General features: G+C 61.6%; 16 protein-coding genes. 1 reads left to right on the forward strand and 15 read right to left on the reverse strand.

Going from position 1 to position 19040, the window contains the following annotated elements; all coding sequences use genetic code 11:
* Positions 1-172: 172 nt before the first annotated feature.
* The 3 genes from CTATCC11996_RS21905 to CTATCC11996_RS21915 are packed head-to-tail and all read right to left on the reverse strand — an operon-like array spanning position 173 to position 3393.
* Positions 173-1114, reverse strand: a complete 942-nt coding sequence (locus CTATCC11996_RS21905) for an alpha/beta hydrolase (RefSeq protein WP_003080606.1) — start codon at positions 1112-1114, stop codon at positions 173-175.
* Positions 1115-1170: 56 nt separating this feature from the next.
* Entirely contained in the window at positions 1171-2634 is a 1464-nt protein-coding gene (locus CTATCC11996_RS21910; RefSeq protein ID WP_003080607.1) for a flavin-containing monooxygenase, read from the reverse strand.
* A gap of 9 nt (positions 2635-2643) precedes the next feature.
* Positions 2644-3393: an SDR family NAD(P)-dependent oxidoreductase gene (locus tag CTATCC11996_RS21915; protein WP_003080609.1), complete on the reverse strand. Its 750-nt coding sequence runs from the start codon at positions 3391-3393 to the stop codon at positions 2644-2646.
* 314 nt (positions 3394-3707) lie between these two features.
* On the opposite strand from CTATCC11996_RS21915, the gene CTATCC11996_RS21920 reads away from it, so the two are divergent.
* Positions 3708-4508: an SDR family oxidoreductase gene (locus tag CTATCC11996_RS21920; protein WP_003080612.1), complete on the forward strand. Its 801-nt coding sequence runs from the start codon at positions 3708-3710 to the stop codon at positions 4506-4508.
* A 48-nt stretch (positions 4509-4556) separates the two neighbouring features.
* Here the strand turns inward: CTATCC11996_RS21920 and CTATCC11996_RS21925 are convergent, their stop codons facing one another.
* From CTATCC11996_RS21925 to CTATCC11996_RS21980, 12 genes are all read right to left on the reverse strand, one after another.
* A complete protein-coding gene (locus CTATCC11996_RS21925) occupies positions 4557-6155 on the reverse strand; it encodes a class I adenylate-forming enzyme family protein (RefSeq protein WP_003080615.1) in 1599 nt (532 codons plus the stop codon).
* A gap of 63 nt (positions 6156-6218) precedes the next feature.
* On the reverse strand, positions 6219-7022 hold the full coding sequence (locus tag CTATCC11996_RS21930; protein ID WP_003080617.1) for an SDR family oxidoreductase: 804 nt from the start codon (positions 7020-7022) through the stop codon (positions 6219-6221).
* A complete protein-coding gene (locus CTATCC11996_RS21935; RefSeq protein WP_034350003.1) occupies positions 7019-8560 on the reverse strand; it encodes a class I adenylate-forming enzyme family protein in 1542 nt (513 codons plus the stop codon). The genes CTATCC11996_RS21930 and CTATCC11996_RS21935 overlap by 4 nt, the downstream gene beginning before the upstream one ends.
* Positions 8561-8578: 18 nt before the next feature.
* The gene (locus CTATCC11996_RS21940; protein WP_003080624.1) at positions 8579-9445 is read right to left on the reverse strand and encodes a beta-keto acid cleavage family enzyme; all 867 of its coding nucleotides are present in this window, start codon (positions 9443-9445) and stop codon (positions 8579-8581) included.
* Between the two features lie 102 nt (positions 9446-9547).
* The gene (locus CTATCC11996_RS21945; RefSeq protein WP_003080627.1) at positions 9548-10690 is read right to left on the reverse strand and encodes an acyl-CoA dehydrogenase family protein; all 1143 of its coding nucleotides are present in this window, start codon (positions 10688-10690) and stop codon (positions 9548-9550) included.
* On the reverse strand, positions 10687-12660 hold the full coding sequence (locus tag CTATCC11996_RS21950) for an acetyl/propionyl/methylcrotonyl-CoA carboxylase subunit alpha (protein ID WP_003080628.1): 1974 nt from the start codon (positions 12658-12660) through the stop codon (positions 10687-10689). The genes CTATCC11996_RS21945 and CTATCC11996_RS21950 overlap by 4 nt, the downstream gene beginning before the upstream one ends.
* Complete coding sequence (locus CTATCC11996_RS21955) at positions 12657-13490, reverse strand: enoyl-CoA hydratase/isomerase family protein (RefSeq protein ID WP_003080630.1); 834 nt, start codon at positions 13488-13490, stop codon at positions 12657-12659. Before CTATCC11996_RS21955 ends, CTATCC11996_RS21950 begins: the two co-directional genes overlap by 4 nt.
* A 10-nt stretch (positions 13491-13500) precedes the next feature.
* Complete coding sequence (locus CTATCC11996_RS21960; protein ID WP_003080632.1) at positions 13501-14679, reverse strand: acyl-CoA dehydrogenase family protein; 1179 nt, start codon at positions 14677-14679, stop codon at positions 13501-13503.
* Between the two features lie 51 nt (positions 14680-14730).
* Positions 14731-16374 carry an acyl-CoA carboxylase subunit beta gene (locus CTATCC11996_RS21965; protein ID WP_003080634.1) on the reverse strand — a complete coding sequence of 548 codons (1644 nt, stop codon included), beginning with the start codon at positions 16372-16374 and terminating at the stop codon, positions 14731-14733.
* Complete coding sequence (locus tag CTATCC11996_RS21970; protein WP_003080637.1) at positions 16371-17261, reverse strand: SDR family oxidoreductase; 891 nt, start codon at positions 17259-17261, stop codon at positions 16371-16373. Before CTATCC11996_RS21970 ends, CTATCC11996_RS21965 begins: the two co-directional genes overlap by 4 nt.
* Positions 17261-17884, reverse strand: coding sequence for a TetR/AcrR family transcriptional regulator (locus CTATCC11996_RS21975; protein WP_233506260.1), 624 nt, complete (start codon positions 17882-17884; stop codon positions 17261-17263). Before CTATCC11996_RS21975 ends, CTATCC11996_RS21970 begins: the two co-directional genes overlap by 1 nt.
* 112 nt (positions 17885-17996) lie before the next feature.
* The gene (locus tag CTATCC11996_RS21980; protein ID WP_003080641.1) at positions 17997-19016 is read right to left on the reverse strand and encodes an AraC family transcriptional regulator; all 1020 of its coding nucleotides are present in this window, start codon (positions 19014-19016) and stop codon (positions 17997-17999) included.
* Between the last annotated feature and the right edge of the window lie 24 nt (positions 19017-19040).

Consider the following 19040-nt stretch of genomic DNA (forward strand, 5'->3'; position numbering starts at 1 on the left):
GGTTCAGTGCCTTCGCTCAAATCGTCTATTTTTTAAGCAATCCGTGCAAAGCGCCATCTGGCGCGGGTTTCAAGGCTTGAAAGCATAGTTTTCCACAAGAGCGTCCACATGATGCGGGGATAAAACTGAGGCATCCATCACACACAACTGTATACATGAACAGTTGCAAAATTCAAGGCTGAGCAAGCCCCAAGGACTTGACCTGGTGGAGCTCTGCACAAGCCTCTTCGAGCAAGCTTGCCACCGCCGGCACCAGGGTGCTGAAATTTGCAAACCCATGCAACATGCCTTGAGCCCGCAGGCAGGCCACCGGCACTCCGGCCTGATGCAGGCGCAGGCCAAAGGCCTCTCCTTCGTCGCGCAATATGTCCAGTTCCGCAGTCACCAGCACCGCTGCTGGCAAACCAGCGAGATCGGGGTACTGCATGATGGAAGCCAGCGGGTGTGCAGGCATGGCGGGGTGATAGTGACGCCACATCGCGGCCATGGCTTCGGTGGTGAGAAACGGCATCTGCCCATAAAGCGCATACGATGGCGCATCCATATGCGCATCGCAGACCGGATAGAGCAGCAGTTGCTGGGCTATGCCTTTCCAGCCGTCTTCTTTTGCCCGCAGGCAGGTGGCAATGGCCAGATTGCCCCCCGCGCTGTCCCCCGCCACCATCAGTTGCTGCGCATCGCAATGCAGCTCGGCCGCATGCTGCGCCACCCAGCGAGTGGCGGCATAGGCGTCGTCCAGCGCGGCGGGAAAGACATGCTCGGGAGCCAGACGGTAATCGACCGACACAAGATTCATGCCAGTCAGGCGCGCCAGGTGGCGGCACAGGTTGTCATGCGTTTCCAGCGTGCCTATGCACCAGCCACCACCGTGAAAATAGACCATGACCGGCGCTGCCTGCGCGGTGCTGGGACGGTACAGACGCAGCTTGAGCGGCTGGCCGTCACCCCCGGGGATGTCGATCTCACGCACCTCATGCATGGGCAGGTCGGCAGGCGGGAAGGCCATGTGGTCCATGAGCTTGCGGATTTCGGGGACCGGAGTGGCCACAAAATCCATGGGCGGAGCATCCTTGAACTGCTCCAGCACGGCAGCCATTTCGGGGTGAATCTGCATTGGGACTCCTTGAAGTTGATGGAACGCGCCCGACCAGGACGGGCGCAAGGCGGCACTCAGGCCACAAGCTCTTCGGTCTGGTGGTGGATATAGTCCTGCCACACCGGCGCACTCATCTCCTGCCTGAAGCGCGACTGCGACCAAGGCCAGGTGTTGGGCACACCGTTTCTGTCCAGATACCAGCTGTTGCAGCCCGAGCCGAAGACCGAGCCTTTGGCGGCCTGCAAGCGCTCCTGGTCGTACTGAGCCAGGGCTTCGGGCCTGGCCGAAAGCCCTGCTACACCGGCTTGCTGGCCACGCTCTATCAGCTGCGAGATATAGCCCCACTGCATTTCCGAGGTATCGATCAACGAGAAGTTACCCACGGGAGAGGTCGGCCCGTTCATGAAGTAAAAGTTGGGAAAGCCCGGCACCGAGATGGACTTGTATGCTGTGGGCACATCGCACCAGGCCTGCTCCAGCGTGGCTCCGTTCAGGCCCGTCACATTCATGGGGCGCACATAGCGGTCGGTCTTGAATCCCGTGGCCAGGACGATGACCTCCACCTCATGCAGTACGCCGTCGCTGGTACGCACTCCCTTTTTCTCGACCTTGGCAATAGCTTCGGTGATCAGCTCGGAGTTGGGGTGCTGGATCGCCTGGTAGTAGTCGGGCGAGTAAATCAGGCGCTTGCAACCGGCCCGGTAATGAGGCTGCAGTTTTTCACGCAGGCTTGCGTCTGTAACAGACCCATCCAGATTGTCCTGGCAGATTCTCTGAATTTCCTGAATCTGTTCCGAATTCGGATCCAGCACACCCTCGGTAAAGCGTTCAACATTGGCCACATAAGTAGGTTCGCGCTGCAGATAAACCAGCAGATCGCGGTTGCTGCGGAATTCGGCACGCTGCTCTTCGCTGAACGCCGGATTCTCGACCGGGAAAATCCATTGGGCCGTGCGTTGGAAATGCCGCACCCTGGCACGCGACGCCAGTGCCGAGACAATTTGCACGCCCGTTGATCCGGTGCCGATGATGGCGATCCTTTTACCGTCCAGCGGTACCGAATGATCCCAGCGCGCACTGTGAATCGTGTTCCCCTCGAACTCCTCCAGGCCCTTGATCTGCGGATAGTTGGGGTGGTGCAGCACACCTGTGGCAGCAACCACCACCTTGCCTTGGTATTGCTTGCCATGCTGATCCTGCAGCGTCCAGGCATCGCCCGTCCATTGGGCACGCGTGATTTCGGTGCCGAACTGCGAAAAATCGCCAATACCGTATTTCTGGAATACACCTTCGAAATACTGCTGAATCTCGGCTCCGGGCGGCAGTACCCGAGACCATTCGGGGTTGGGCTCGAAAGAGTAGGTATAGGCGTGCGACGGCACATCGCAAGTCAGGCCAGGATAAGTATTATCCCGCCAGGTTCCTCCTAATGTCTCGGCCTTCTCCAGAATAATGAATTTCTTTCCGCTATTCTTCAGGTGAATACCAGCCAGAATGCCGGACATTCCGCAACCAATCACTATGACATCATATTTCATTGGAATTCCTTAAATATTAATTACTTTGGCTGCAGAGAATCCACCATCCACTGGAAGATTGACCCCGGTAATAAATGAAGAGATATCGGATAGCAAAAATGCCACGGCATTACCCACCTCTTGCGGCTTGCCCGCTCGCTTGAGCAGATGCATGGCCTCGAAAGCCTGGCCTACAGGCAGTTCATCAAGCATGGTGGTCATGGGCGTATGGATATAGCCGGGGCTGATGCTGTTGACCCGCACGCCGTAAGCACCGAGATCTGCTGCCAGACTGCGCACCATCTGGATCACTGCCCCCTTGGAGGTGCAATAGGCCAGATTGGTCGGGTTACCCAGCATGCCGTTGATACTGGCGATGGTGACGATGGAGCCCTGAGCGCGCTGCTTCATGTGGCTGGCCACGGCACGTGCGCTGAGCATGGTCCCTGTCAAATTGACCTGCAGTACCTGCTCCCACTCCTGCAAGGGCATGCTCTGCAGATCACCCACGCGGGAAATGCCAGCCGAAGTCACCAGTCCATCAATCTGCCCATAGCGCTCCAGCATGTAAGCAACCAACTCATTGGTCAGCTTCTCGCTGCTCACGTCGAGCTTGCGAAATTCGCAGCCCTGCGGCAAGTCCTGGCTTTGCTGCAGATCGGCGCACACCACCTTGGCTCCGCTGGAGGCCAGGGCCTGGGCACTGGCCAAGCCAATGCCCGAGGCACCACCTGTGACCAGAACCACTTTTCCTTCCAAACCACTGATGCATGGATTCATTTTCAAACCTCAATCCTGACTGACCGCCACCAATTGGCGATGAGGATTGATATTCTTTGTTCTTTTCAAATTCAAATCACTCTGAGTTTTCCTCTTTACAAAATAAGTTTGTGTTTACAGTCCCTAGTGGAAACCATTAATCCATTCGGACGTACTGTGCCCTGGTTTTTTATATGTCAAGCAATTATTTGCATTTATTAAATCAATCAACGAAGACTGTAAACACCTTCAATAACTGTCAAGCGGGATTTCGTGAGAAATATAGATAAGCCGGGAATGCTTTAATTCATTCGTATTTAGCCAAAGAGGAAATCATGAAAGTTGCAGTCATCACCGGCGCCGCCAGTGGAATTGGTGCAGGCCTTGCCAAAAAGGCAGTCTCTCTTGGAATGAAGGTCGTGGTTGCAGACCGCGACCAGACGGGCCTTGAAAAAGTCGCGCTGGAGCTGGGAGATCAGGCATTGGCCGTGGCCACCGATGTCACCAGCCAGGCGTCGCTGGATGCGCTGGCCGACAAGGCCTATGCAGCTTTCGGTCAGGTCGATCTGCTTTTCAACAACGCAGGCGTTCTCAGCACCGGCAATAGCTGGGAGATCAGCGATGCCCAATGGCAGCAAGCCTGGCAGGTCAATGTCAACGGCATCGTCAACGGCCTGCGCGCTTTTGTGCCGCGCCTGCTCAGGGCCAACCGACCTGCCCGTATCATCAACACAGCATCGGTAGGCGGCTTTCTGCCGAGCCCGCTGATGGCCCCCTACTCGGCCACCAAATTTGCCGTGGTGGCGTTGACCGAAAGTCTGGCCAGCGAGCTGGCCGCTCTGACCCCGCATATCAAAGTCTCGCTGTTGGCTCCCGGTCCGGTCAAGACTGCTATCTTCCGAGAAGCACCATCCGCCGCGTCGGCCCAGTTTCACGGCATGATGAGACATCTGCTTGATGCAAACGGTCTGGACAGCGACGAGTTTGCCAGCCTGGTTTTTGCGGCGATCGAACGCGGCGAATACTGGATTGTTCCCCAACCGGAAATGCTCTACCCCTTGCTGGAGGCTCGCAACAAGGTCATTGCCGAACGCACTCCCCCCGTCTTTGCCTGGGTACCGGAAACCGTGGAATGATGACAAAAAGGCCAGCTATCGCCGGCCTTTTTCAATCCACGGCGAGCATCACTCCCCCCATAGATCCCTGGCAATCTGCTCGAACTGCCTGCGCATCACGTTCTTCTGTACCTTGCCTGTTGCCGTGGAAGGGAAGGCATCGACAAAGTGCACAAGCTTTGGCACTTCAAAGCCCCCCAGATGCTGACGACAGTGAGCAAGCACCGAGTCAGCATCGACCGAGGTTCCGGGCTTGCGCATCACAAATGCGCAGACCGCCTCGCTCCAATGCGGGTGCGGCAAGCCGAAGACGGCAGCGGCCGCGATCTCGGGATGTGCCAGCACCACGGCCTCAACTTTCACGCTGGCGACGTTCTCGCCGCCGGTCTTGATCATGTCCTTTTTGCGATCTATGAACTCCATGCGGCCCTGCTCGTCCCACCTGCCCAGATCGCCGGTATGGTGCCAGCCAAACTTCTGTGCCTCGGCCGTTGCCTTGGAATCCTTGAAATAACCCAGCATGGCGTTGGGGCCGCGATGCACGATCTCGCCGATCTGACAGGCTCCCAGCAGATTGCCATCATCATCCATAACGGCGGTCTCGCAAGTAGTCAGAGAGCGCCCCCAGAAATTGGCATCGCATTCGGCATTGAGCAAGGGGTAGAAAGTCATGGTGGCCGGATATATCTCGGTCTGCCCCGTGGCCAGAGAGATATTGCGGCACATGCGCTGCGCAATCTGGGCGATCAAGGGCTTCGGAATGGGAGCCATGGCATAGATGCATTGCCGGATCGTGGTGGGCGCAAAACCCGGATCAGCCAGCACCGCTGCATACATCAGGGGCAGCCCGACAAAGATCGTCACGCCTTCCTTCATTACCAGCTGCCCCACCTCCGCTGGCACAAACTGTCGCGTGAGCACGGTGCAAGCGCCTGCCGCCAGCGCAGTCTGCACCAGCGCATGCTGGGCGCAATGAAACAGGGGCAACCAGCCGCTGAGCACATCGGCCTCGCCATATTTCATTTCGTCGATATTGCCCTTGACCGCCGCATATACCGACAGATGGGAATGCACGACGCCTTTGGGATTGCCCGTAGTGCCGCTGGTGTACATGAGCAAGGCCGCCTGGTTGTCGTCAATGTCAACCTCGGGCAAAGTATCGGACTGGCCTGCTTCGGCCTGTGTCAACGATATGCCCGGCAGTCCTTGCTGCACTTGCTGCACTTGCTGCACTTGCAGGCGCGTGATGATGAGCGGCACTTGCAATTGCTGCAGAATTTCGGCCAGTCCGGGCAGGGCCAGCAACTCCTGATCGAGCACCACTGCCGACACCTCAGCATGCCGCAGGATGTAGTCGATGCTCGATACCTCCAGCTTGATATTGACGGGCACCCACACCTGACCCGCTTTGTGAATGGCATTGCAGGCCACCACCATGTCTATGGAATTGGCGCACAACATGCCGATCTGCTTGCCAGTCCCCAGCGTCGACAGCAAATAATGCGCGAAGCGCGAGCTTCGTGCATCCAGCTCGGCATAGCTGATGCGCTCAGCACCATCGACCAGCGCCGTGCGGCTGCCGAACTTGCGCGCCGTGCGGTAGAGCAGATCACCCAGCGCAATGCGCCGGATGCGCCGTGCCTCCTTCGTCAGACTCATCTCGATCATGGTTTGTCTCCTTGATAGTGTGCAACCCGGAACCCATAACCCACGCTTTTTCTTGTTGTGTCTCTAATCCTGCTTCGGCATGGCCATCGCCGCGGCGGCAACCATGGGCGAGAGTTGGCCCTGCGCCCCGCCGTCACAGGCAATGACCGTGCCGGAGATGTAGCTGGCCGCATCGCTGCCCAGAAACATGGCCAGCCGGGCAATATCTGCGGTTGTGCCCATGCGCCCCAGCGGCACCATGCTGCGCACCAGAGCGTCTCCTTCTGCGCCCTGCGGGGCCAGACGGCGCATGCCCTCCGTGCCCTCGATGGGGCCGGGGGAAATGGCGTTCACACGAATGCCCCTGGCACCCCACTCCAACGCCAGCACCCGCGCCAGATGGTCCACTCCAGCCTTGGCGGCACAGACATGGGCCTGGTACATCATCGGCACGGTGGACTGCGGCGCAGTGATGAAGATCAGGCTGGCGCCCGGCTGCCGCAGATGCGCCAGAGCCTGACGCGCGACATGAAAGCTGCCCAGCAGATCGATGTCCACCACCACCTTGAAGGCGTTGGACGACATCTGCTCTGCAGGTGCCAGGAAGTTGCCTGCCGCACCAGACACCAGCACGTCGAGCGGCCCATGGCAGGCTACGGCCTGCGCCAGCGCCGCGCCCACCGCTTGCTCATCGCGCACATCGGCCACCACGCCAAAGGCTTGTGCCCCCAGCGTCGCCAGGGCCGCATCCACATTGGCCTGCTTGCGGCTGGCGACCGAGACCCTGGCTCCTGCCATCGCGTAGTGCTGGGCAATGCCCAGGTTGATGCCTGTGGTGCCGCCAAACACCATCACATGGCGGCCCGAAAAATCAAATTGCACATTCATGAACAGCACTCCTCTGCTCGCAACAAGGCTTTCTGGATCTTCCCTGCCGGGGTCAGCGGCAATTCGGCGCGAAACACCAGCTGGCGCGGCAGCTTGTAGTCAGCGAGCTGCTGGCGGCAATGCGCGAGCAGCTCCTCCTCACTCACGCTGGCACCAGGTCTGATCACGATGTAGTAGCGCCCCACCTCGCCCAGCACGGGGTCCGGCACGCCGATGCCGGCGACCATCAGCACGCCTGCATGACCGGCAATCACGCTCTCCACCTCGCTGGGATAGACGTTGAAACCGCCCTGTATGAACATGTCTTTTTGCCGCCCCTTGAGGTAGACCAGGCCCCGCTCATCGACAAGCCCCAGATCCCCAGAATGCAGCCAGCCGCCGGCAAACACCTCTTGGTCCTGCTGCTGCCCCACATAGGCCGGAATCACCCCCGCACCGCGAAACCACAGCTCTCCCACCTCGCCACTCCGCAGCTCCTCTCCATCAGCCCCCGCGACGCGCAGCTGCGCCCCTTGCAGCGGCGTGCCTATGCTGTGCAGCAGGGCCTGCTGATCCGCCTGCCAGGGCGTCATCACGATCGCCCCCGAAGTCTCGGACAGACCGTAGAGATTCATGATGCTCACGACCGGAAACTGCTGCTGCAGCCGCTGCAGCAACACTGGCTCCACATTGGATCCACCCACCACGATCAGTCGCAGCCGGCTCATATCAACCTCGGCCAGAAGCGGATGCATGAGCAGCAGTGTCAGCATGGTGGGCACGCCCACCAGCCAGGTCGGCGGATGCCGGTGCGCCATCTTCCAGACGGCCTCGGGGCTGAACATGGGAACCAGCTCGCAGGTGCCGCCCGCCAGGAGCATGGTCAGCACGCCGCAGGTAATGCCGCCCACATGGTTGAGCGGCATGGCCAGTTGCACCATATCGTCCACCACAGCCCTCACATGCGCGTGCTGCGCCAGCGCTGAGCCCAACTGGGAGCGATGCGTCAGCCCCGCCGCCTTGGGCCTGCCTGTGGTGCCGGAGGTGTAGATGATCATCAGCAGGTCATCCGGTTCAGGACCGGTGCCTTCATGCAAGACTTTCGCGCCGGACTGCAGCGGTTGCTCGAATCCTTCATCCACCCACAACAGGTGCTCCAGCGCCGCAAAACGCCGACGGGCCTGCGCCAGATAGTTCTGGTAGTCGAAACCGGCAAACTCGCGCGGCGCAAGCACGGCCTTGACCTGGCTGTCCTGCAGCATGAAGTCCAGCTCGGCGTCCCGGTATCGGACGCTGAGGCCCACCACGACCAGCCCCGTCTTCGCCGCTGCCAGATAGCTCAGCACCCAGGGCAGACCGTTGGGCAGGATGATGCCGATGCGTTCACCGGGCCGCAGGCCCAGCGAGGACAGATGGGCAGCCCAGGAGCTGGCCATGACATCCACCTGTTGCCAGCTGTAGCTGCGCCCCTGATCAATGTAGGCATCCCTGTGGGGATGAGCGGCCACGGTCTGCGCCAGTGCCTGCGCCACGGTCCGAGGAGGAGTACAAGTGTTCATCTGCCACCTCTCCTCGATTCAGGCCGCCAGGTGCAGCATCTGCCTGGCCTCACTGGGAGTGGCGACTTCACGGCCCACATCACGCGCATAGCGCGCCAACTGCTCGATCAGCGGAGCGTTGGATGTGACCTTGCTACCGTCCGGCAGATAGAAAGTGTCTTCCAGTCCGCTGCGCAGATGCCCGCCGAGCTCGGCCGTGCGCAGATGGGTGGGCCAGATCTCGCTGCGCCCGATCAGCGTGGTCTGCCAGGGCGCATCCTTGATCTTGAGCCTGAGCAGGATTGGCAGCAGATCCGGGTCTGCCGGCATACCTGACTCCACCCCCATCACGAAGTTGTATTCGGGCAGGCCCCGGTACATGCCGGTCTCCACATACATGCCCACGCAGCGCACAATGCCCACATCAAAGCACTCGAACTCGGGCAGCGTCTGGGTCTCGGCCATCACATCGAGAAAGTCCTGCACCTTGGCGGGCTGATTGTCGAACAGCATGGGCGGCCAGGCCCAGCTTCCGTTGCTGCGGGTTTTGAGATAGTTGAGCGAGCCTGCATTGCAAGCCGCCATCTCGGGTCGCGTGGCACGCAGGCAGTCCAGCGGTCCCTGGTAATCGGGGCCAACCACCCCGGTGGTCTGATTGATGATGAGCTCCGGGCAGGCTGCACGCATGGCATCCACGCAGGCCCTGGCCACTGCCGGATCCCAGCTGGGCAGATGGCCCTTGCCCTCCTCCTGGCGCCTGAAGTGGACATGCACCACCGATGCGCCCGCGTCATAGGCTCGGCGTGCTTCCTGCGCCAGTTGCTCTGGCGTCACGGGCACATGATGCTGATTCGGGTCGGTCAGCACCCCGGTAATGGAACAGGTAATAATGGCTTTATCGGACATATTGCTCCTTGAATAGAAGCTGACAACGCTTTACACATAAGCGTTTCAGGCTGATTTCGCTCAAACCTCCCGGCAACAGCTGAGGATGCTGCGACAGCCGCGCTAGATACGCCACTGGCGCGCGGCCAGCTCTTTCATGATTTCCTCGGTGCCGCCGCCAATCGTCAGCACCTTGACTTCGCGGTAAATGCGCTCGCTCAGCGTGCCGCGCATAAAGCCCATGCCGCCCAGGATCTGCACAGCCGTATCGGCGCAGAACTGCATGGTCTGGGTGGCATGGTTCTTGAGCACGCAGACCTCGCCCACCCAGTCCGCACCGCTATCGCCGCCATCGGCACGTGCACAGACGGCGTTGAGCCAGGCTTCGGTGCTGCGCAGGCGCTGCTGCATGTCCACCAACTTGTGGCGTATGACCTGATGCTGATTGAGCGTCACGCCAAAGGTCTGGCGCTGCTGCGCCCAGGCCAGCGCCTCGTCATAACAGGCCTGGGCAAAGCCCAGCGCAGCGCAGGCAATGCCCAGGCGCTCGCCGTTGAAGTTCTGCATGATGGCGCGAAAGCCCTCGCCCTCAGCCCCGAGCAGATGACTGGCAGGCACGCGCACGCCATCAAAAAACAGATGGGCGGTATCCGAGCATTGCCAGCCCATCTTGTGCAGCTGGCTGCGGCGCAGTCCCGCACTCTCGCCGGGCACCAGGATCAGAGAGATACCGGATGCACCTCGTTGCTCGCCCGTGCGCACCGCCACCGTGATCCAGTCCGCACGCATGCCCGAGGTGATGAAGGTCTTCTCGCCCTCGATCACATACTCGTTGCCATCGCGCCTGGCCCTGGTGCGCAGTGCCGCCACGTCCGATCCACCGCCAGGCTCGGTAATCGCCAGGGCCGCTATCTTGCGGCCTGCCAGCACATCGGGCACCACCTGCTTCTTGAGCGCATCGCTGCCCAGAGCCACCACAGGCGGCAGGCCGATGTTGTGCGACAACAGGCTGGCCAGCACTCCGCCGCTGCCCCCGTGGCGGCACAGCGCCAGCCACAAAACGGCGCGCAGACCGTGCGTGGCCACAGTACCACCGAGCTCCTGGGGGTAGCCAATGCCGAGCAGCCCCAGCTCGGCGGCCTGGCGATAGAGCTGGCGCGGGAACTCTCCCGCCTCGTCCCAGGCAGTGACATGAGGAGCGATATGCTCACGCGCAAAGCGGCGCACCATGTCATAGAGCATGTCGCGTTCAGTGGCATCAGTCATGCAGTGTCTCCAGACTTGGGCGCCAGTTTCAGCAGCACCTGGCCCGGCGCAACCTGCTGGCCGGCATTGACCAGCACGGCCTCCACCCGGCAGTCGGCCTTCACGCTCAGGCTGTGCTCCAGCTTCATGGATTCGACGACCACGACCACATCTCCGGCCTTCAGCGCCTGCCCGGTCTCCACGCCCAGTTGCACCACACGGCCGTTGAACGGTGCGCGCAGCTCTGCAGTCTGGCCCGCTGCAGCCACATTCTCGGGCGGGGCATAGCTCACATCTTCGACCCACCAGTCCACAGCGCCAGCCTGCAGATGCCAGCGCGTCCCGCCCTGCCCTGCGGGCAGTTGCACTGCATGCACGGTTTGGGTCAGGCCCGCCGATCTCACTCGCCAGCCATAGGCTAGCAACTCGTCGACCTGCAGCAGCGCAGGCTCTGCGCCGTGCCGGTGCAGCAGCCAGCTTTGTTCAGTCTCGGGCCGCAGCGCCAGCTCCTGTGCCCGGCCCCGGTGCTGAAGCTTGCGCAACTGGGCATAGCTGCAAGCCAGCGGCCCCGGCCTTTGGCCCACGGCGCACAGCGCTCCCCAATACTGGTGCGCCAGAGCTTCCTTTTCTCGCAGCAGTTGCTGCAAGCGTGACGCATCCCCCGTCAGATAGGAGATCAGAGCCTGGCCCCGCCTGAACACCTCGTCGTTCAGGCATTCAATCAGAAAAGCTCGATTGGTCGGCAAGCCCAGTACCGTGAGCCGGCCCAGTGCATGAATCAGCCTGTCAATGGCTTGTTCTCGCGTTGGCGCATGGACGATCAGCTTGCCCAGCATGGCGTCGTAATAGGGTGTGACTTCGCTGCCGGTATGCAATGCGTGGTCAAAGCGCAGCGGCGCGCGGTTGAAGACGGCGGCCTCGGGGGCTGAGAAATGCCGTACCACGCCGGTATGGGGCTGAAAGTTCTCGTCTTCGGCGCACAACCGCACCTCGATGGCATGGCCGTCGAGCCGAACCTGCCGCTGCGTTAACGGCAAGGCCTCGCCACGCGCCACGCGAATCTGCCACTCGACCAGATCCAGGCCCGTCAAGGCCTCGGTCACAGGATGCTCGACCTGCAGTCTGGTATTCATCTCCATCAGATAGAACTGTCGGCCTTCGACCAGAAACTCCACCGTACCCGCCCCCACATAGCCTGCCGCCTTGGCCAGGGCCACGGCGCAGCTGCCCATGTGCTCGCGCAGCTCGGCGTTGACGGCCGGACTGGGGGCTTCCTCGATGATCTTCTGGTGGCGACGCTGAACCGAGCAGTCGCGCTCCCCCAGATGAATCACATGGCCATGCCCGTCGGCAAACACCTGCACTTCCACATGACGCGGGTGCATGACGGCACGCTCCACCAGCAAGTCACCATTGCCGAAGCCAGCCAGCGCTTCCGAACGTGCACTGTTCAGAGCGGCATGCAGCTGCTGGGCACTTTCCACCAGCCGCATGCCGCGCCCGCCGCCACCGGCCACCGCCTTGACCATGACAGGGTAGCCAATCATGGCTGCTTCGTCGGCAAAGCGCGCATCGCTCTGGTCATCGCCCTCATAGCCCGGCAGACAGGGGACGCCATGGGTCTTGGCCAGTTGCTTGGCGGCCGCCTTGCTGCCGAGCTGGCGGATCGCGGCCGGCGGTGGGCCAATCCAGATCAGGCCCGCGTCCTGCACAGCCTGGGCAAAGCCCGCATCCTCACTGAGAAAGCCGTAACCGGGATGAATGGCATCAGCCCCTGTCGCCTTGGCGGCCGCCAGCAGCTTGTTCACGTCCAGATAGCTCTGTGCCGATGTCAGCCCGCCCAGTGCATAGGCCTGCGTGGACTGTTGCACATGTAGGCTTTGCGCATCCGCATCCGAGTACACCGCCACGGTCTCTAAGCCCATGCGCCTGGCCGTGGCCATGATGCGCAGCGCAATCTCGCCACGATTGGCAATCAGAATGCGCTTCATGATGTGCCTCCTGCATTGCAGGTCCAGGGAGCGGGCTGCTTGCTGGAAAAGGCCTTGAGCCCGGCCCCCGCTTCAGCGCTGCGCAGCGCACTGGCAAAGGCCTGCGCACCCTGGTTCAGCGATGCATCCAGACTTTGCCCGCCAATGGCTGCCAGCAGCTTTTTGGTGACAGCCACCGCCTGCGGTGCTGCCTGCGCGCAGATCTCGAGCTGCTGCTGCAGCTGACTGTGCCAGTGGGCAGTGTCTGTGGCCTGGATCACGGTCTGCACCAGGCCTGCCTGCTGCGCCTGGTTTGCGGACCAGCGCTGACCGCCCAGCAGCCATTGGCGAGCCAAGCCATCGCCCAGCCTGCGCAACACAAAAGGCGCGATCTGCGCGGGCACAATGCCCAGCGTCACCTCGGGTGTGGCAAAGACGGCCTGCTGATCCGCCACCACCCAGTCGGCCACGCAGACCAGCCCCACACCGCCGCCCATGGCTGCGCCCTGCACGGCAGCGATCAGCAACTGGGGCAGCTCTGCCAGTTGCTGCAGCAGCTGACCAAACTCGCGGTTGACCTGAACCAGCGGGTCCTGCGCCCCCTCAGGCAGCGGCGAGCCTATGCTGCTGGCAAAGCCTCCCAGGCTGCCGCCCGCACAGAAATGCCCGCCGTTGCCGCACAGCACGACCACGCGCAGCTGTGAATCCTTCTGCGCTCTTGTGGCCTGATCGCGCAAGGCCTGCACCATCTCATCGGTCAGCGCATTGCGGGTTTGCGGCGAGTTCAGCCGCCACCATTCCACAAAGCCGTTGCCCAAGGGCAGGCGTTCGATTTCAAGCACCTGAGTCATGCGCCGCTCCTCAGTGCGCCTGGCGCTTGATCAGCCCCATGGTCTTGCCGATGATGCCCAGCATGACCTCGTCAGCACCGCCGCCTATCGAGCCCAGGCGCCCGTCGCGGTAAAGGCGCGAGACGCGGTTGTCCCAGGTGAAGCCCATACCACCCCAGAACTGCAGACAGGTGTCGGCCACTTCGCGCGTCAGCCGCCCCGACTTGAGCTTGGCCATGCTGGCCAGCTGCAGCGCATCCTGGCCCGCCATATACATCTGGGCAGCACGATAGGTCAGTGCCCGCAGGGCCTCGACTTCGGTCTGCAACTCGGCCAGCTTGAACTGCACCCATTGCTGATCAATCAGGGTGCTGCCGAACATCTGGCGCTGCTGCGCCCACTCGATGGTCTGCTGAATGCAATCCTCCATGGCGAGCAGGCCACTGGCCGATGCCCAGAGCCGCTCCTCCTGAAACTGCTGCATCTGATAGATGAAGCCCTGCCCCTCCTGCCCCACCAGATAGCGCTGCGGCACGCGCACCTCGTCAAAAAACAGCAGGCCCGTGTCCGAGGAGTTCATGCCGATCTTGCGCAGCTTCTGCGCCACTTCCACGCCCTTGGTCAGCTTGCCGCGCGGGCCGTCACGCAGCGGCACCATGATGAGACTTTTATTCTTGTGCACCGGTCCATCGCCGGTGTTGACCAGCATGCACATCCAATCCGCCTGAATGCTGTTGGTGATCCACATCTTCTGGCCGCTGATGACGTAGTCATCGCCATCCTTGCGGGCATGGCTTTTGATGCCCGATACATCGCTGCCCGCACCGGGCTCGCTCACGCCTATGCAGCCCACCATATCGCCCGCAATGGCGGGAGCCAGGAACTGCTCGCGCAAGGCATCGCTGCCAAAGCGTGCCAGTGCGGGCGTGCACATATCGGTCTGCACACCAATGGCCATGGGCACGCCGCCGCAGCGGATATGGCCCAGTGTCTCGGCCATCATCAGGCTATAGGAATAGTCCAGACCCGAGCCGCCATAGGCTTCGGGCTTGGTCAGGCCCAGCAAGCCCAGATCGCCCAGACCCTTGAAGACCTGGTGTGCGGGAAAGATTTCCTCTTCCTCCCATGCGTCGACATAGGGATTGATCTTCTCGTCTATATAGCGCTTGAGGGTCTTGCGCACTTCCAGATGTTCATGGGTCCATTGCATGGCTTGTCTCCGTCGAGTCCTGTTTGGAAGAAAAAGGGAAGAGGTGCCGCACTACATGCGCGCGACCCCGAACTGCATGGGACGCAAGGTGCGCTGCTGCGCTTCGTGCAAGGTCTGCAGGCAAAACGAGAGCACTTCGCGGGTGTCGCGCGGATCGATCACGCCGTCATCCAGCAGCAGCCCACTGGTCACCAGCGCATCGGCCTGGGCCTCGAACATGGCCACGATCTGGTCGTACTGCTTTTGCATCTGCTCGGCATCGACGGGCAAGCCCTTGCGTGCCATGGCAGCCTCGGTGACCTGACGCATGGTGCTGGCCGCCTGCTCGCCGCCCATCACCGCCGTCTTGGCGCCGGGCCAGCTGAACAGAAAGCGCGGTGCATAGCCGCGGCCGCACATTCCGTAGTTGCCCGCACCGAAGCTGGCCCCGCACTGGATGGTGATCTGCGGCACGCTGGCATTGGTCACGGCCTGAATCATCTTGCTGCCGTGCTTGATCATGCCGGCCTGCTCGCTGTCCTTGCCCACCATATAGCCCGTGGTGTTCTGCAGATAGATGATGGGATGACCGAGCTGGCACATCCATTGGATGAAATGCGCAGCCTTGTTGGCACCAGCCACATCGATGGGACCGTTGTTGGAGATCAGGCCCACGGCATGGCCCCCGATATGCGCCTGCGCACACAGCGTGGCCGCACCGTAGCCGGACTTGAACAGCAGCAGCTCGGAACCATCGACCAGCCGCGCCATGACTTCGTGCATATCCACTGGCTCGCGATGGTGCGCCGGCATCAGCCCCAAGAGCTCATCGGCCTCGTAACGCGGCTCGACGATTCCTGAACCAATAGCCTCCTGTTTGGATATATCAAGCGCTTCAGGCCTTTTCCACTGCAACAGCTGAGACACCACAGCGCGCGCCATTCCCAGGGCATGGCGATCGTCCTCCGCCAGATACTCGCCCAGCCCCGAGACACTGGTGTGCATTTCGGCACCTCCCAGCTCTTCCTCGGTCGCGATCTCGCCGGTCGCCGCCTTGAGCAGGGGCGGCCCGGCCAGAAAGGCGCGCGAGCGACCGCGCACCATGATGACCACGTCCGACAATCCGGGCATATAGGCACCGCCGGCCGTGCCCGAGCCATGCTGCACGGTGATGACAGGCAAACCTGCCGCCGACAACCGCGCCAGGTTGCGAAACAAGGCTCCGCCCATCACAAAGCCCTCGACGCGGTAGCGCATGAGATTGGCGCCTGCACTCTCCACCAGATGAATGAAGGGCAGCTGGTTCTGCAGCGCGATCTCCTGCACGCGCAGCATCTTGTCCAGGCCTTTTTCCTGGATGGCTCCCGCCTCGATGCCAGAGTCGCTGGCTACCACCATGCAGCGCACGCCGCTGACAAAGCCGATGCCCGCCAGCATTCCGCCTCCGGGAACCGACTTGGCGGGGTCTTCCTGGTCCAGCATGAAACCCGCCAGCGTGCACAGCGGCAACCATGGCGTTCCTGCATCCAGCAGCAAGGCAACTCTCTCTCGCGGCAGCAACTGGCCGCGCTTTTCAAACTGCGGCTTGGCCCGCTGCGACGCCTGGGCCGCCCGCTGCTCCAGCTCTCGCAGCGCGGCGATGCGCGCCAGCGTGGCAGCCCGGCGCTGCTGCGCCTGTTCGCCGGCTGCATTCCATTGCGATGCAAAGACGCTCATGACTGAAACACCTTGGGAGTCTGGTAGAGAGAAAAGCCGTCAAAGGCACGCACTGCGCCGCGCTGCTGCACCTCGGCGCTGGCAGCCACCGTGCCCATGCCCATGCGCACCTGGGGACGGGCACCGTCGACGCGCAAAACCGTGCCGCTGATGAAACTGGCTGCGGGACTGAGCAAAAACACGATGGAGGCGGAAACCTCGGCCTCGTTGCCAAAGCGCCCAGCCGGCACGGTAGCGGGCATCTTTCGCAACATGGCAGCCGCTTCGGGTGGGTATTGATCCATGCCGCTGGAGGCGATGTAGCCGGGTGCAATGGCATTCACACGCACGCCATGGGATGCCCATTCCGCAGCCGCCGTCTCGGTCAAGCTGACCATGCCCGCTCGCGCCGCACCGCTGTGCCCCATGCCCGGCATCGAGCCCCACATGTCGGCCACCATGTTGACGATGGAGCCACCATGCTCTGCCATGTGTTGCACAAAGCATTCGCGCGCCATCAGAAAGCCGCCTGTGAGATTGGTGTCCAGCACGGCCTGCCAGCCCTTGGCTCCGATGCTGGCCAGGGGCGCGATGTACTGCCCACCCGCGTTATTGACCAGGGCGTCGATGCGCCCGTGGCGGGCCAGAACCTCGGCCACCAGCGCTTTGACGGCAGCCTCATCCCGTATATCCGCTCTGTGCCAGCTGACTCTATCCTCAGGTACTCCGACCTGCTGCAGCTCGGCTTGAACCGCAGCCAGCTTGTCCTGATTGCGTCCCACCAGGGCGACTGTGGCCCCCAGGGATGCGAGCTCGTGCGCAACACAGCGACCGATTCCCGAGCCGCTACCGGTCACCACAACCACCTGCCCCGCAAACAGTGCGGCACGGAATACGGATTGGTACATCAACGCTCTCCAATGAATAAGGCCAGGGCTTGCTCGGTAAGCTCATCCAGCGTCAGCCCACGGCCCTCGGTAAACCATTGAGCCGTCCAGTTCAGCGCACCGAAGATCAACAGGCGTGCAATCTCGGGACTTGCCTTGAGCTTTCCCGTGTGGTGAAGGGCCTGCAGTGCGGGCATCCACTGCGCCTCGTATTCGTCTTTTTGCGCTCCCACATCCACGCGCTGCTCATCACTGAGCAGTCTCCATTCGTACAGCATGACGGGAATGAAGTCACTCTCCGGGCCGACCATGATCTGCAGGTGATTGCGCACCAGGGACCGCAGGCGCTGCACACCGCTGGCACGCGCCGTCAGCCCATCCAGTGCAGCGGCCTGGCTGGCGGCAGCCTGTGCCATTCCATCGCGCATGACCGCATGCAGGATGGCCTCCTTGCTCTCGAAAAAATAGAACAGGGAACCTGGCTGCATACCTGCAGCTGCAGCGATATCGCGTGTGCTGGTGCCATGAAATCCGCGCTGCCTGAACAGCTGCGCCGCGACCTTCACCAGTTCGCCACGACGCATGCTTTCATTGCGCTCATCGGCCGATTTCGGAGGCCTGCCTCGACCGCGCTTTTTTTCCATGACTGCTTCATGACTTATTTGCATGAGATGCAGCATATCGGCCTTTTTTATTTTTACCAATCATTTGCTCTGTAAAAATAACTAGGGCTTTCACGCAAGGGTTTTCAAGCAATCAGCTCTCGAGCGGCCTGGCGCGGTAAAGGCCAGGAGAGCTGCCCGTCCAGCCCTTGAATGCACGTTGAAACGCCGCCGCGTCGGCGAACCCCAGATCTGCCGCCAGCTCTGTAAAGCTGACTTTGCTGGTCCCCAGCCGAGAGACCGCGATGTCTCGGCGAAGCTCATCTTTGATGGCCTGAAAGGACGTGCCTGCAGCAGCCAGCTTGCGCTGCAGCGTGGGGGCGGACATGTTCAGCTCGGCGGCCGTAGCTTCCAGTCCTGCCCACTGCGGACGCGACTGCAGCAAATGGGCATGCACCCGGGCATCCACCCCTTCTCCGGTACGCGGCGGCATGATGGCCGCCGCCGGCCAGCTGGCCACAAAGGTCTGCAAAGCCTGCTCGTCGCGGCTGCAGACACGGGCGAGCTTGCGCGCATCAAACCAGAATGCCGAAAACGGCAGGCCGAAATGCAGAGGCGCAGGAAAGGTGTCGCCGTAGTCGTTGGCGTAATCGGGCTGCCCGAAGGCAAAGTCAAAGTACTGCACCTTGAGCGTACCGCCCATCAGCCAGGCAGTAAGCCGCCACAGCACACGCAGGGAAAACTCATAGAGGAAATTGGGCAGCGGCTCATCCTCCACCGGGCGCAGCACAATGCCAGCCAGCGCTCCATCACGCACCAGTTGCACATCCACCTGGTCCTGCAGCAGCACATGGGCCTGGCACATGCGCTGCAGCGCGGTCTCCATTCCGTGCCCTGAAAGGGCCTGACGCGCAATCAGCTCCAGACTGCCGCGCTTGAGCGGTCTGGAGAACTGGCACATGGCCTCGTCTCCCAGCATCTCCACCACTCGCCACATCAGCGCCACATACTGGTCTGCCGTGACTCTGGCGCCTTCCTGCACCAACAGCAAAGGGGCTATGCCTGCACGCAGCAGCAGCTCCTCGCAGTCATGCCCTCGTCTTCTCACCCCGGCAGCAATACCCCGCACCAATGCCATGGAGATCGTAAAAGGAACGATAGAAGCAGCAGCCATGAAAAGATCACCTTGAGGTCTTAT

It is taken from the genome of Comamonas testosteroni ATCC 11996, from assembly GCF_000241525.1.
Taxonomy (GTDB): Bacteria; Pseudomonadota; Gammaproteobacteria; order Burkholderiales; family Burkholderiaceae_C; genus Comamonas; species Comamonas testosteroni.